This is a genomic window from Mycobacterium bourgelatii, assembly GCF_010723575.1.
GTDB classification, from domain to species: domain Bacteria; phylum Actinomycetota; class Actinomycetes; order Mycobacteriales; family Mycobacteriaceae; genus Mycobacterium; species Mycobacterium bourgelatii.
Genome location: NZ_BLKZ01000002.1, coordinates 972787 through 987704, shown reverse-complemented (window position 1 = coordinate 987704; position 14918 = coordinate 972787). Strand labels below are relative to the sequence as shown.

Annotated in this window: 13 protein-coding genes; 4 read left to right on the top strand and 9 right to left on the bottom strand. The window is 64.8% G+C overall.

All coding sequences use genetic code 11. From position 1 onward, the window contains the following. Nucleotide 1: 1 nt before the first annotated feature. The 3 genes from G6N68_RS29550 to G6N68_RS29540 all read left to right on the top strand — a co-directional run bounded on the left by G6N68_RS29550 (nucleotide 2) and on the right by G6N68_RS29540 (nucleotide 4538). A complete protein-coding gene (locus tag G6N68_RS29550; RefSeq protein WP_163719727.1) occupies nucleotides 2-835 on the top strand; it encodes a tyrosine-protein phosphatase in 834 nt (277 codons plus the stop codon). Nucleotides 836-968: 133 nt separating this feature from the next. Next, nucleotides 969-2633, top strand: a complete 1665-nt coding sequence (locus tag G6N68_RS29545; protein ID WP_205351553.1) for a PE family protein — start codon at nucleotides 969-971, stop codon at nucleotides 2631-2633. Nucleotides 2634-2810: 177 nt separating this feature from the next. Then, nucleotides 2811-4538 (top strand): PE-PPE domain-containing protein, encoded by a 1728-nt coding sequence (locus G6N68_RS29540; RefSeq protein ID WP_163719725.1) that lies wholly within the window; start codon nucleotides 2811-2813, stop codon nucleotides 4536-4538. 22 nt (nucleotides 4539-4560) lie between these two features. On the opposite strand, the gene G6N68_RS29535 is transcribed toward G6N68_RS29540, so the two are convergent. From G6N68_RS29535 to G6N68_RS29500, 8 genes are all read right to left on the bottom strand, one after another. Next, nucleotides 4561-5529 (bottom strand): NADPH:quinone oxidoreductase family protein, encoded by a 969-nt coding sequence (locus G6N68_RS29535; RefSeq protein ID WP_163719723.1) that lies wholly within the window; start codon nucleotides 5527-5529, stop codon nucleotides 4561-4563. Between the two features lie 27 nt (nucleotides 5530-5556). Then, the gene (locus G6N68_RS29530) at nucleotides 5557-6417 is read right to left on the bottom strand and encodes an SDR family oxidoreductase (protein WP_163719721.1); all 861 of its coding nucleotides are present in this window, start codon (nucleotides 6415-6417) and stop codon (nucleotides 5557-5559) included. 93 nt (nucleotides 6418-6510) lie between these two features. After that, nucleotides 6511-7956 (bottom strand): aldehyde dehydrogenase family protein, encoded by a 1446-nt coding sequence (locus G6N68_RS29525; protein WP_163719719.1) that lies wholly within the window; start codon nucleotides 7954-7956, stop codon nucleotides 6511-6513. Between the two features lie 120 nt (nucleotides 7957-8076). Then, nucleotides 8077-8949 (bottom strand): SAM-dependent methyltransferase, encoded by an 873-nt coding sequence (locus G6N68_RS29520; protein WP_240356039.1) that lies wholly within the window; start codon nucleotides 8947-8949, stop codon nucleotides 8077-8079. A 59-nt stretch (nucleotides 8950-9008) separates the two neighbouring features. Next, nucleotides 9009-9950 (bottom strand): class I SAM-dependent methyltransferase, encoded by a 942-nt coding sequence (locus tag G6N68_RS29515; protein ID WP_163719714.1) that lies wholly within the window; start codon nucleotides 9948-9950, stop codon nucleotides 9009-9011. Between the two features lie 41 nt (nucleotides 9951-9991). Further along, a complete protein-coding gene (locus G6N68_RS29510) occupies nucleotides 9992-10966 on the bottom strand; it encodes a class I SAM-dependent methyltransferase (RefSeq protein WP_163719712.1) in 975 nt (324 codons plus the stop codon). A 78-nt stretch (nucleotides 10967-11044) separates the two neighbouring features. Then, nucleotides 11045-11680: a TetR/AcrR family transcriptional regulator gene (locus G6N68_RS29505; protein WP_163719710.1), complete on the bottom strand. Its 636-nt coding sequence runs from the start codon at nucleotides 11678-11680 to the stop codon at nucleotides 11045-11047. Next, entirely contained in the window at nucleotides 11680-12645 is a 966-nt protein-coding gene (locus tag G6N68_RS29500) for a pirin family protein (protein WP_163719708.1), read from the bottom strand. The genes G6N68_RS29505 and G6N68_RS29500 overlap by 1 nt, the downstream gene beginning before the upstream one ends. Before the next feature lie 77 nt (nucleotides 12646-12722). Here G6N68_RS29500 and G6N68_RS29495 point away from each other — a divergent pair, with 77 nt between their 5' ends. After that, nucleotides 12723-14141 (top strand): chloride channel protein, encoded by a 1419-nt coding sequence (locus G6N68_RS29495; RefSeq protein ID WP_240355994.1) that lies wholly within the window; start codon nucleotides 12723-12725, stop codon nucleotides 14139-14141. A gap of 24 nt (nucleotides 14142-14165) precedes the next feature. Here G6N68_RS29495 and G6N68_RS29490 read toward each other — a convergent pair whose 3' ends face one another. Further along, nucleotides 14166-14711 carry a Dps family protein gene (locus G6N68_RS29490; RefSeq protein ID WP_163719705.1) on the bottom strand — a complete coding sequence of 182 codons (546 nt, stop codon included), beginning with the start codon at nucleotides 14709-14711 and terminating at the stop codon, nucleotides 14166-14168. Nucleotides 14712-14918 lie beyond the last annotated feature (207 nt).

Below are 14918 nucleotides of genomic sequence, written 5' to 3'. Positions count from 1 at the left end.
CATGGCCGCCCGAAACCTGGCCGGAGCGTGGAACTTTCGTGACGTTGCCGACGGCACCGGCGCGTTACGGCCCGGGCGGCTGTTCCGGTCCAGCGAACTGAGCAGCCTGGACGACGACGGTCGCGAGACCCTGCGTCGGCTGGGCATCACCGACGTCGCCGACCTGCGCGCGGCCCGCGAGGTTGCCCGGCGCGGACCGGGACGGGTGCCCGACGGCATTGAAATCCATCGGTTGCCGTTCCCCGATCTCGGCGAGAGCGACAGCGGCACCGATGAGGAAGCACCGCACGAATCGGCGTTCAAGAAGCTGATGATGGAGGGCGCCAACGGCGAGGCCGACCAGTCGGAAGAGGCCATCAACGCGACCGCCGTCCGCTACATGACCGACGAATATCGCGAATTCCCCACGCGCAACGGAGCGCAACGCGCGGTGCATCGAGTGTTCACCTTGCTGGCGGCTGGGCGCCCGGTGCTCACGCACTGCTTCGCGGGTAAGGATCGCACCGGCTTCGTTGTCGCGACGGTGCTGGAAGCCGTCGGGGTGGACCGCGACCTGATCATCGCCGACTACCTGCGCAGCAATGAGGCCGTGCCGCAACTGCGCGCCCGGCTCACCGAGATGATTCAGCAGCGCGCCGATGTGGAATTGACCGAAGAGGTGGAGACGTTCACCAAGGCTCGGTTGTCCGACGGGGTGCTCGGCGTGCGTGCGGAATACCTCGAAGCCTCTTGGCAAACCATCGACCAGCACTACGGATCGCTCGACGGTTACCTGCGCGACGCGGGTGTCACGGAGGACGCCGTCGACAGGCTCCGCAGCACACTGCTGGATTGACAAATCGGGGCCGTTGTTCAGATAACGCGCCTTCTCGCGGGTCTACCGAGACAGCGGGGCCACCCCCGATTTACGCTTGCGCAAACTGCCAAGACGGGGCCCGTCCCCCCAGCGGTCCGAGAGGATTGTGTCGATGTCGTTTTTGATCGCCGAGCCCCAAGCGCTTGCCGGTGTCGCCACGAACATCGAAGGAATTGGTTCGGCGCTCGCCACCGCCAATTCCGCTGCGGCAAGCGAGATATCGGGTATCGCTTCGGCGGCCGCCGACGAGGTGTCCACCGCCATCGCGGAAGCGTTCGGTCGCTACGGCCAAGAGTTCCAGTCGGCGTTCGCGCAGGTGCACGCATATCACACCCAATTCCAGCAGTCGCTCACCAGTGCGGCGAACGCCTACGCGAGCGCCGAGGCCAACATCGCCACCAGCCTGCAACAGTTGCTGGGCTTGACGTCCTATACGCCGCCGAACTTGCAGCCCGGCGTCGTCCCGCCGTTCCCCGCAAACGATGTTTCGATCTTCATCGGCGGCACAGGAGTCCCCATACCGTCGCAATCGTTCGTCACAAAGGCGAACAACCTCTATGTCCGTTCCGCGATGACGCTGCAGTCGCTGGTGACGCCCGAGCAGTTGTACCCGATCACCGGTGTGCGCAGCATGCCGCTGGACACCTCGGTGCAAGAGGGCATAACGATTTTGGAGAACACCCTCTACGACCAGATCGTCACCCAGGGCAATTCGGTGACCGTCTTCGGCATTTCGCAGAGTGCCATCATCTCGTCGCTGTTGATGCGCAACATCGCCGCCGGCACCTCGATCTTCGGTGCGACGCCACCCGATCCCAGCATGCTCAACTTTGTGCTCACCGGCAACGAGATGAACCCCAACGGTGGCATGCTCTCCCGCTTCCCCGGTTTGTCTCTGGCGAGCCTGGGGCTGACGTTCTACGGTGCGACGCCTGCAGACACGATCTACCCGGTAGCCAACTACACGCTGGAGTACGACGGCTTCGCCGACTTCCCGCGCTACCCGATCAACCTGCTCGCCGATCTCAACGCAATCATGGGCATCGTTTACGTCCACACCACCTACCTGGACCTGACCCCGGCCCAAATCGATGGCGCACTGCAGCTGCCTACCTCTCCGGGCTACACCGGCAACACCACCTATTACGTGATTCGCACCGAGAACCTGCCACTGTTGGAGCCGCTGCGGGCCGTCCCCGTCATCGGCAATCCCCTGGCCAACCTGTTCCAGCCGACCGCCAAGGTGCTCGTCAACCTCGGCTACGGCGACCCCAATTACGGCTTCTCAACCAGCTACGCCGACGTGCCGACGCCGTTCGGTTTCCTTCCGGACATTCCCCCGCAGGTCATCGGCGATGCTTTGGTCGCCGCGGGCCAGCAGGGGGTCGCGGACTTCACCCGGGACATGCAAGCGCTGGCCTCGCAACCGGTCACCCTGCCGACCTTCGCCCTGCCGTCGCAGACGGGCTTTGCGAACACTGCGGTGCAGCTCCCCACTCCGGAAAAGATCGTCAATACTGCGGCGTCGATCATCTCGACCGACTACGGCGTGCTCCTGCCCACCGCGGATATCCTGCTCTCCCTGGTGACCACGCTGCCGCTGTACAACACGCAGCTCTTCCTGACGCAACTCGCCGCGGGCAACCTGGTCAACGCCTTCGCATATCCCCTGGTGGCCGACCTGGGGCTGGCCTCGATCGCGGGCGGGGTCGAGTTCCTCGTTCTCGTCGAGGCTTTAGCGAACAACGTCCAAGACCTCCAGGCGCTCTTTGCGTAACCGCAGCCGGACATGCGCAGGCTGCTTCGGACCTGCGCCGGAACACAGTTGGGTTATTCATCGGATTTTCACATGTTAAGCGCGACAGAGTTCTAGTCTGACTAGTGTTCGCGCTCATATTGGGCGCGAGCGGCTCAACGCGAAAACGAAATTCCCTGCCCGTGAAGGGGTTAGACGATGTCGTTCCTAGCAACCCAACCGCAGCTGATGACCCTCGCCGCCGAGAACCTGGCCGGGATCCAAACGGCGATCGCAGAAGCCAGCGCGACGGCCGCGGGTCCGACCACCGGATTGGTGGCAGCCGCCGCCGACGAGGTATCAGCCGCCATTTCGAACCTGTTCGGCGCATTCGGCCAGGAGTACCAGGGCCTCGTCCAACAGGCAGAGGCCTACCACAGCGCGTTCGTCCAGGCGCTCACCGCCGGGGCCAACGCGTACACCCAGGCCGAGGCGGCTAGCCAACAGCTGCTGGCTGGCGCATCGGGAGCCGCGGCACCGGCACAGACCGCTTTGCTTGGCGACACCTTCGCCTGGATCATCGGCGGTAGCGGTACCCCGATACCGTCGGCAACCTATGTGGACCAGGTGCTTCGCTACGTCCGCGAAGCATTCACCGTGAACCCGGGGAACTTCCTACCCCTGTTCACCCCCGAGGGGCTGCAGCCGATCTACACCGGCATCAAGAGCTTGCCGCTGAACACCTCGGTAAGTCAGGGCATCCAAATCCTCGACTTCAACATCAAGAACACACTGGCCAACCCGCCGGTCGGCGTTCAGAGCGTCGCCGTTCTCGGCTATTCGCAGAGCGCGATCATCGCATCGCTGGAAATGCGAAACCTGATGAACCCGCTGCTCAACCCCACGCCACCAGCACCAGACCAGCTCGGCTTCACGCTGCTCGGCAACCCGATGAATCCCAATGGCGGCCTGCTCGCGCGCTTCCCGGGGCTGAGTCTGCCGAGCCTGGGGTTGGACTTCTATGGCGCGACCCCGCCCGACACTCCGTACCCGACGAACATCTACACGCTGCAATACGACGGATTCGCCAGCTTCCCCCGCTACCCGCTCAACTTCCTGTCGGACCTGAACGCCTTCCTGGGCATCCAGACCATCCACGGCAAGTACCCGAGCCTCGACATCAACAACCTGCCCCCCGGCTACGACGTCGTCACCTTGCCGGGCTCCGAATCACTTACCGGCGTGGGGGAAACCAACTACTACATGATCACCCACCCGGACCTGCCGATCATGGCGCCGATCAAGGCGATTCCGATCATCGGCGGCCCGCTCAACAGCCTCCTCGAGCCCAACATGCGGATCCTGGTCAACTTGGGCTACGGCGACCCGAACTTCGGCTACCCGACCGGACCGGCCAACGAGCCCACCCCGTTCGGGTTGTTCCCGGACGTGGATTACGTTCAGGTCGCCGGCATGCTGGCCAACGGAACGCAGCAGGGCTTCACCAACATGATGGCCGACATCACCGGAATGACTCCGTCTGCCGAAAGCCTGCCCGCTACGCTCACGTCGTTCCTCGGATCGGGCAGCACGGCCGCTACCAGCGTGCTATCCGCGGCGCCGACCTCGGCGACCGACGTCATCCGTTCCATACAGTCGGCGAACACGAACATCACCAACGCGTTCACGAATGCGACGTCGAACGCCTACGCGTTGTTCCTTCCGACCCTGGACATCGGGAACGCGCTCGTGACTACGATGCCCTCCTACGACATCAACCTGTTCCTCGACGGCGTGGCGCAGATGATGGAGGGCGACATCGCGGGCGGGCTCGCCTACGCACTCGTCGCTCCCGTGGCTGCCGACACGGCGATCGTCACGCTAGCAGCCGGCTTCCAATTCATCGTCATCCTCAACACGATCGAGGCGATACTCGGAATCGGCTAACGGCGAACTAGCCGGGCTCCGCTCAGGGCTCCAGCACCAGCTTGCCCAGCACACCGCCATCGTCCAGGCTCTGCAACGCTTCCCGCGCTTCGGACAACGGATAACGTTGCGGCGGAGGCGGTCTGAGCCCGAGATACACCAATTGGTTTAGCCGCGAAGAGAATATGGCGGCCGAACCCGGGATCTTGTTGAGGTATTCACCCCAGGCGACGCCCACCACGCTGATGTTGCGCAACAGCAACCGGTTCACGGTCAGAGTGGGGATGCTGCCGGCGGCAAAACCGATCACCAACAACTTGCCGTCGATGGCCAGCACCCGGACGGCGTCATCGAAGCTGGGTCCGCCAATCGGGTCGACGACGATGTCCACTCCCCAACCGTCGGTGTGCTTGAGCACCTGGTCGGCCCAGCCGTCGGTCAGCGGCAGCACGACGTCCGCACCCAGGGACGAGACGTAGTCGACCGCGCCCTCTCGGTGCACCACCGCGATCACCTTGCCGGCGCCCATGGCCTTGGCGATCTGAATGGCCGCAGTGCCGACCCCGCCGGCGGCGCCCAGCACCAGCACCTTGTCGCCCGTCTGCATCTTCGCCCGGTGGGCCAGGCCGAAGTACATGGTGTTGTAGTTGACCAGCAACGACACCGCTTCGGCATCGTCGAGTTCCGGTGGGCTGCGGACCACATTGGACACCGGCACGGCCACCTGCTCCGCATAGCAGCCGAGCACCCCGAAGGCCGAAACCCGTTCTCCCACCCGGAATCCCGAATCCGGCGGCGCTGACCGGACGACGCCGGCGCATTCCATGCCGGGGACGAACGGCGGGGGCAACTTCAGCTGGTATTCGCCCTTGCTGAGCAGCAAATCCGGAAAGCACACCCCCGCCGCGCGCACGTTGATGACGACGTGCTCATCGTCATCGGGGACGTCGTCGATCTCGGCGTAGACGATGCCGGACGGGCCGGAAAGCTCTTGTACAACAGAAGCTTTCATTGACGCACAAGAGCTTTCTGCCGAGAACTACAGTTTGAATCCAGCTTTGGTCGCGGCCGACAGGTCGGTGATCTCGCCCCAGTGCTCCGCGACGTCCTGCACCGACGGCGGGTTGTCGAAGTTGACGCCCTCGTTCTGGAACAGGGCGGTGCGCTGCACCTTGCCGCCACCGACAATGAACACCGACCCACTGTCCGGGTTTTCCTCGGTGCACAGGTAGGCCACCACCGGTGCGACGAATTCCGGCGTCAGCTTCTCGAGCACCTCCTTGGGCATGATGTCCTCGGTCATCCGGGTGGCGGCGATCGGGGCGACGGCGTTGGAGTGAATGTTGTACTTGGCCCCTTCGAGCGCCAGCGTGTTGATCAGGCCGACCAGGCCGAGCTTGGCCGCCCCGTAGTTGGATTGGCCGAAGTTGCCGAACAGCCCACTGGTCGAGGTGGCGACGACGACGCGCCCGAAACTCTGCTCCCGGAAGTGCGGCCAGGCGGCGCGCAGGACGTTGTACCCGCCGTACAGGTGCACCTTCAACACGGCGTCCCAGTTCTCGTAGGTCATCTTGTGGAAGGTGCCGTCGCGCAAGATACCGGCGTTGCTCACCACACCGTGCACGGCACCGAACTCGTCCAGCGCCGTCTTGATGATGTTGGCCGCGCCCTCCTCGGTGGCCACGTTGTCGTAGTTAGGAGCGGCGCGACCACCGGCGTCACGGATCTCGGCGACCACCTGATCGGCCATCGCGGACCCGGCGCCCGTACCGTCGCGGGCACCGCCGAGGTCGTTGACGATGACGCTGGCGCCCTCTTTGGCGAGAGTGAGGGCGTATTCGCGGCCCAACCCTCCGCCTGCTCCGGTAACTACGATGACGCGATCCTGCACTCCGGGCATCAGGTTCCTCTCTAACTTGCAGTCTGTTGACGCGGTTGACTTACACGGTGTGGACGGCCCGGTGCTGGCCGGGCCGATGAGATAGCCGTCAGGCTAGAACAGCCGACGGGCCAGCTTGAAGGCGCGCTCGGTGTAGGGCGGGTAGATGATCTTGGAGAAGTCCGGCCGCGTCGGCTTGGTCAGCACCGACTTGCGGTGACTGAACTCCTCGAATCCCCACTTGCCGTGGTAGGCGCCAATGCCGGAGTCGCCGACGCCGCCGAACGGTAGCTTGGCCGTCGACACCTGGAAGGCCAGGTGGTTGACCAGCATGCCGCCCGCCGGGACCTCCTTGATCACCCGCTCGCGGGTCTCCTTCGACTTGGTGAACACGTAGGCCGACAACGGTTTGGGCCGCGAGTTGATGAAGTTGATTGCGTCATCGAGCGACTTGACCGTGAGCACGGGCAGGATCGGCCCGAAGATCTCGTTCTGCATCAGCGGACCGTTCACGTCCGGATCGACGACGACGGTCGGCTGTATGCGCAGGGTCTCCGGGTCGCACTGGCCGCCCACGGCGATCTTGGCTTTGCCGCCGTTCTTCACCTCGGCTTCGGCCTCCTTGAGGTAGCCGCACAACCGGTCGAACTGGCGCTGGTTGACGATGCGCAGTCCCTTCGGGTTTTCTCCGGACCGGTACCTGGCGAGGGCCTCGCCCATCTTGCTCACCAGTTCGTCACGGATCGACTCGTGCGCCAACACATAATCGGGCGCGACGCAGGTCTGACCGGCATTCATGATCTTGATCCAGGCGATCCGCTTGGCCGCGACGTCGACGTCAGCGTCGGCCGCCACGATCACCGGGCTCTTGCCGCCGAGCTCCAGCGTGACCGGAGTCAGGTGCGGGGCCGCACCTTCGTAGACCTTGCGGCCGATCTCGGTGCCGCCGGTGAACATGACCCGGTCCAGACCCTGGGCAATGAGTTCCTGGCTCACCGCGCCGTCGCCTTCGATCACCGCGACCGCGTCCTTGTCCAGGTACCGCGGAACCAGTTCGGCCATCAGGCGCGCCGAGGCGGGAGCCATCTCCGACGGCTTCAGAATGACTGCGTTCCCGGCGGCAAGCGCGCCCACAGCCGGTCCGAGCGTCAGGTAGAACGGGTAATTCCAGGCGCCGATGATCAGCACCGTGCCGTAGGGCTCGTACTCCACCCAGCCGCGACCGGGCAGCTGCGGGGCCTCGAGCAGCAGGTACTTGCGCCGCGTCCACCGCTTCACCCGCTTGGCCGCGTACTTGGCTTCGCCGGCCGTGGTGGCGATGTCGGCGATGAACGCCTCCACCCGGTTGCGGTCCAGGTCTTCGGCGAGCGCCTTGCTGATCGCGTCCTCGTTCTCCTCCATCAACTGCGCCAGCGCAAGTAGCTGCCGCTTGCGCCACTCGATGCTGCGGGTACGTCCCGACGCGAAGGTCTTGCGCAGGCGCGCGACCGTTGCCGGGACGTCTGTTGACGGAGCCTCACCGTTGGTGGGTGCGGCTTTGGGTAGGGAATCGGTGGTCATCGTTGTCCTTCCTTCCCGAGGTGCCCATCGCAGTTCGCGTGCGGCCGCCTATCGGTGTTACCGCGATCCTAGTCATCTCTAGGAATCAGCAGTAGGACGGCAACCGGAAAGATTAGGACGTCAGGCTTTGTTCGCCGTCACGAAGCTGTTCGCAAACGGCCGATCATCGGCCTGCGGCGGCCTGCCGAGCCGCACTGCCTCGTCGCGCGCACTCACCGAACGGGTGTCCCAACCGTGCGCGGCAAACCAGTCGACCGGGTCCGGGCGGCCCTCGTCGTCGAACCAGAGTTCGAACGGGTTGAACGAAGTGTCTTCGCCGCGCGCCGCGCGCTTGGCACGCAACCTGGCCCAAGTCTGTTCGGCCTCTTTGCGTCGCGCCTCGTCCACCCCGAACATTTCCACGGCCACCCGGCTGCCCGGGGCGCTGATCGTGTCGATGGAGGCGAACATGGCTTCCTGCGCCGGTCCGGGCAGAAACGGCAGCAATCCTTCGGCCAGCCACGCCGTGGACTGGGTGACATCAAAGCCGTTGTCCCGCAGCGCTTGCGGCCAATCGTGACGCAGATCGACGGCCACCGCCCGCCGGACGGCGGTCGACTTGGCCCCGTGCGCGGCAAGCGTCTGCGACTTGTACTCCAGCACTTTGGGCAGATCGATCTCGTACACCGTGGTGCCGGCCGGCCAGTCCAGCCGGTAGGCGCGCGAATCCAGCCCCGCGGCCAGGATGACCACCTGCCGCACCCCGGCCGCGGCGGCGTCGGTGAAGAAGGCGTCGAAGAAGTGCGTGCGCACGGCCTGGTAGTTGATCATCTGCTGGGCGTCGACGTGCGCGTCCAGGTCGCCATCCCCGCTGTCGGGCTCGGGCGCCCACCAAGCCGCTACCTGGTCCCGGACGCCCGCCAGTTCCGGCGTGGAAACCAGCAGCTCGGCGTACTCGTCCCGGATCAGCGGGTCGGCGCTGGCCGTTTCGGCGGCGCGGGCCAAGGCGACCATCACCGCGGTCGCTCCGACGCTGGTTGCGATGTCCCAGGAGTCGTCCGCGGTGCGCGCCACTACAGCCGCTCCGCCGTCACGAACTCGGAGAACGCGTCCTTGTCGTCGGCCATCGGGACTTCTTCGACCCAGCGGCCCAGTCGCCGCATCTCGTCTGTGGAGGTTTGCGCCGTGGCGCGCCAGCCGTGGTCGTTGAGCCAGTCGGAGACCCGGGCCCGGTTTTCGTCGCGGTACATCAGCTCGCCCACGTCGATCGTTTCTTCGTAGCCAAGTTGCTCGGCGATCTGCCGAAACCGCTCGCGCATCTGCTGACGTCGATCATCGGCCTGGTTGGCAGCGGTTTCGGCGGCGACGCGGCTGCCCGGCGCGCTCAGCTCGCCAATCTGGGTGAACAACTTGTCTTGCGCCTCAGCGGGCAGGTACATCAGCAGACCTTCGGCCAGCCATGCCGTCGGCACCGTCGGGTCGAAGCCCGCATCGCGCAGGGCGGCCGGCCAGTCCTGGCGCAGGTCGATGGCGACCTCGCGCCGGTCCGCGGATGGTGTCACACCGTGGTCGGCGAGGGTGGTCGACTTGTAGTCGAGGACTTGCGGCTGGTCGATTTCGTACACGGTGGTGCCCGCGGGCCAGTCCAGCCGATAGGCGCGCGAATCCAAACCCGAGGCCAGGATCACGATCTGCCGGATTCCGGCGTCGGCGGCGTTCCGGAAGAAGGTGTCGAAGAAGTGGGTCCGCACGGCTTGGTAGCCGCGCATGTGCCGGATCATCGCGGCGGCCTCGGCGTCCAATTCGTCGACCTTGGCCACCATGTCCGGATCGAGCATGGCCTCCCAAAGGACGCCCGCCTGGGCATTGGTGACGAGCAATTTGGCGTAGGGATCCCGGATCAGTGGGTCGGGTTGCTCAGTTTCGACGGCGCGAGCGGCCGCCACCATGACCGCAGTGGTGCCGACGCTGGTCCGGATGTCCCAGGTGTCGTCGTGGGTGCGCAGTGTGCTCATCGGGTGCTCCGCTTCTTAGTGAATCGCTGCTAAATGTCCTGCTAGATGGCTCTGCCAAACGAGGAGTTGGATCCGCCCAGGCTGGCTTGCACCAGCGTTGTGGTGACGGCCTCCTCGATGAGGTCTTCTGGTATCGGCCGACCCAGTTCGGCCATCAGGTCCCAGTTGCTGACGCTGCTCACCTGCCAGCCGTGCTGGGCCAGCCATTGCGCCGGGTCCGAACGGTCCGGCTCGTGGTAGGTCAACGCCTCGATGTTGATGTCAAGGCCCAGGCGTCGCATCCGGTTCCAGCGCTGCTCATTGCCGTTCAACTTCATCACGAACACCTCGGTCGCCATTTGGCTGCCGGGGGCGCTGAGCAGGGTGCACATTTCCAAGAGCCGGTCTTGCGCGTCGCTGGGCAGGTAGCCGAGCAGGCCTTCGGCCAGCCAGGCCGTGGGTCGATTGCGGTCAAACCCGGCGTGCGCCAGGGCGGCGGGCCAGTCGTCCCGCAGGTCGACCGCAACGGCATGTCGCTGGGCGGCGGGAAGCGCGCCGTGCGACTGAAGCACATGGGCCTTGTATTCCAGCACTTTCGGCTGGTCGAGTTCGTAAACCACGGTGCCCGTCGGCCAGTTCAGGCGGTAGGCCCGGGTGTCGAGTCCGGACGCGAGGATCACCACCTGCCGGATGCCGGCGGTGGTGACGGCGGCGCAGTACTCGTCGAAAAAGTGCGTCCGCACCGCCTGGTAATCGCAGCCCGCGCGGTGCAGGCGTTGCGCCCGCTCATCGTCGTCGAGCCAAGCGATGCTGGGGTCGGCCAGCCGTTCCCAGGCGGGACCCGCCTCGGACACGAGGATCCGGGCGAATTCGTCGCGAATCAGCGGATCGGGTCCGGCCGTTTCGACCGCTCGGGAGGCGGCGACGGCCAGCGCGGTGGCACCGACGCTTTCCGTGATGGACCAGGTGTCGCCGTCGGAGCGCAGCGAAACTTGGGAAGAAAGTGGCGGCACAACGGGCTGGTCGAACTCAGTCATTTGGCGCCATGTTACCTAATAACTTAGGCAACCTATGCTATCTGTGGGCCACGTCACTCAGCCGGTGGACGGAAAGAATCAGGCGTCGGAGTGCCACAGCGCGCCGGCCATCAGCTGCCGCAACACGCCGGTCAGGGCCGCCATCTTTTCGGCACCTTCGAGATAACCGGCGTAGAACCCGACGCCGCACAGCACCACGAGCAACGCCTCCACCAACGCCTCGACATCGATGTCGGATCTGACCTCACCGTTCTTGATGCCGTCGGTGACCACCCACGTCAAAAACTCGCGGCAGCGCACCACGGCTTCATCTTCGTCGCCGCTCAATTCCGGGTGACGTTGCGATTCCAGGACATGGGTTACCAGGAACGCCGACGCCGCCGGATGTTCGGAGTTGGCGCTCATCGCGTGCTCGATGAACACCGTCAACCGCCCCATCAAGGTCGCCTCGCGCTGGGCCCGTTCGATGGTCTCCGCCATCAGGACTTCATTGGTCTGATCGGCCACCTCGCGATAGAGCAGTCGCTTGCTGGAGAAGTAGTGATTGATCGCCGGCCGGGTCAGGTCCGCGCGCAACGCGATGGCTTGGAACGTCGCCCCGTCATAACCACGTTCGCTGAATACTTGACGCGCGGCGGCTACGATGCGCCTCCGCGTTTCGTCTGCTTTTGCCGCCGGGGGACGCCCTGGCCCCCGGCTCGCAGGTAACGCCATTAATAAAGTGTGCCACCACCACGGGCGGGCGCTAGCGCATCAGGCGGCAGAGTGCCAAATTTACCGCTGTGATAATCCTCTAGCGCTTGGATAATCTCTGCCCGGGTGTTCATCACGAACGGACCGCAGTGAAAAACCGGCTCCCGAATTGGTTGGCCACCCAGCAGCAAGACGTCGAAAGTCGAGCCACCAGCAACGACATCGATCCGGTCTCCAGCCCCAAGAACGGCCAGCTGACCCTGCTTTATCGGGTGGCCGTCCGCGCCGACTGATCCCGCTCCGGACAACACGTAAACCAGTGCGTTGAAGTCGCGGCGCCACGGAATGTTAAGTCGCGCACCGCTTTCGAGGGTGGCGTGCGCCATGGTGATCGGCGTGTGGGTGACACCGGGACCGCGATGGTTGCCAATCTCCCCAGCGATGACCCTTACCAGCGCGCCACCGTCGTCGGAGGCGAGCAAACTTACGTCGGCACCTTCGATGGCTTGGTATCGCGGTTGGGCGATCTTGTCGCGCTTGGGCAGGTTCACCCACAACTGAATTCCATGGAAAATCCCGCCGCGATTTACCATCTCGACAGGCGGTGTCTCGATATGTAAAATCCCCGATCCCGCTGTCATCCACTGCGTCGCACCGTCGGTAATCAGGCCGCCACCACCGTGGGAGTCCTGGTGCGCGAACGTTCCATCGATCATGTAAGTGACGGTTTCGAAGCCACGGTGTGGATGCCAGTCGGTGCCCCGGGGCTCACCGGGCTGGTATTCCACCTCCCCCATCTGGTCCATGTGTATGAACGGGTCCAGGGCAGCGGCGCTGACGCCGGCGAAGGCACGAACCACCGGGAAACCCAAGCCTTCATAGCCTTTGGGACCGGTGGTTATCGACCGCACTGGACGTTCGGTTTCGCCAGGACTGGGCGGGGTGACGCGCGGCAACGTGAGCGTATCGGCAGTTATGGCAGGCATATCGACCTCCTCATTCGTGGGATACCGGTATAACCGGACCGCGGTCCACTTATTCCCTGCTGTCATACGATGACTGCGTGGTTGAACCGGAGTCCGCCGGCGGTCGGATCGGCGCGTCCCTCAGGAACGCCGGCTACCTGCGCAAATGGCTGATATTGGGTGTCACGATCGGCATCCTCGCCGGTTTCGGAGCGCTCGTCTTCTACCTCGCACTGAAGTACACCGGCGAATTTCTGCTCGGCTACCTCGGCGGCTACCACATCCCGACACCCGCCGGGGAAGGCGGCAGCCGTGGATCCGACGGCTTCGCGCGGGCGTGGGCGATTCCGCTGGTGACCACAGCGGGCGCGCTGTTGTCCGCTTTCATCGTTGCCAAATTCGCCCCCGAGGCCACCGGCCACGGGACCGACGAGGCGATCGAAGCGGTGCACACCGATCCCCGCACGATCCGCATCCGGGCGGTACTGGTGAAGATGGTCGCCAGCGCGCTGACCATCGGCTCGGGCGGTTCCGGCGGACGAGAAGGTCCGACGGCGCAAATCTCGGCGGGGTTCAGTTCCTTGCTGACCCGCCGACTGGGATTGTCCGACGAAGACGGCCGGACCGCGGTGGCGTTGGGCATCGGCGCCGGCATCGGCGCAATTTTCGCGGCGCCGTTGGGCGGGGCTGTGCTGGCCGCCTCGATCACCTACCGAGACGACTTCGACTACCGCAGCCTGCTGCCCGGGTTCATCACCTCTGGTACGGCTTACGCAGTGCTGGGCTCGTTTCTGGGTTTCGACCCGCTGTTCGGCTACATCGATGCCGAGTACCGCTTCGAGCGCGCCTGGCCGCTGCTGTGGTTCGTGGTGATCGGCGTCATCGCGGCGGGCGTCGGGTACTTATACGCCCGAATCTTCCACGCGTCGGTGGCTTTGACCCGCCGGCTTCCCGGCGGCCCGGTGCTCAAGCCTGCCGCCGGCGGCCTGCTCGTCGGCCTGTTGGCGCTGCCGTTGCCGCAGATCCTCAGCAGCGGCTACGGCTGGGCGCAGCTGGCGGCCGACCGCGGCGCCCTGCTGGGGATCCCGTTGTGGATCGTCCTCGTGTTGCCAATCGCCAAAATCGTCGCCACCTCGCTGTCGATCGGCACCGGCGGTTCCGGCGGATTGTTCGGCCCCGGGATCGTCATCGGCGCGTTCGTCGGCGCCGCGATCTGGCGGCTCGGCGAGCTGACCGGGCTGCCCGGTGTGCCCGATGCACCAGGAATCTTCGTCGTCGTCGGGATGATGACGTGTTTCGGCAGCGTTGCTCGCGCTCCGCTGGCGGTGATGATCATGGTCGCGGAGATGACGGGCTCGTTTTCGGTGGTGCCAGGCGCCATCCTCGCCGTCGGGATCGCGTCATTGTTGATCACGCGCACCAACGTCACCATTTACGAGGCGCAGCGGCTCAACCGCGAAACCGCGGCAGCGGAACGCGCGCACGAGCGGACCGAGCCGGATATTGAAGACTCTTAGCCCGGGCTGGCGGCCGCGTCGCAACTACGAGCTGCGCGCGGCCCTCGCGGCGTCCTTCTCATGGCTAGCTCCCTCGTGGGCCAACTGCCCGCCGGAGCTTTCCAAATGCGCACGGACGAACCATTGGAACTTCTCCAACTTCCCGGCCTGTCCGATCAACAGATCTTGGGTGACCGGGTCGAGCTCGTCGGCTTCGTCGATCGACTTGCGAATGTCTTCGATCACTCCGGTGTAGACGAGGTCCAGGGCGGCCAGATGAGCTTGCACGTTGTCGCGCCCGATCGAGTAGTCATCCCAATCGCGATCTCTGATGATGGCGCCGGGGGTGCCCTGCGGCGAGGCGCCCAACGCAGCGATCCGTTCCGCGACGTCGTCGGCGAACGCCCGCACCGCTTCGACCTGCGGGTCGATCATCTCGTGCACACCGATGAAATTGGGTCCCAACACATTCCAGTGAATGTGCTTGAGCGTCAGGTGAAGATCGTTGTAGGTGCTCAGCTGCTTTTGCAAGATTTCGGCAAGGCGCGCCGCCTGCTTGTCGGTCAAACCCGGAATGGTGAACTGCGACATCGGTTTCCTCTCAAATTGGCATCTAGTCACTGCCCGGACGGGTACCCGATGCCCGGTGCACTAATCACTGGGCCGCGGTACTGCGCACCATGAGCGTCGGCGAACACCCAAACCCACCGCGCGTCCTTTCAAAACCAAAACCGGAACGCGCCGCAATTGCGGCGTTAACATCCATCCAATTTCCGCACTCGCAATAAATCGGTTTGG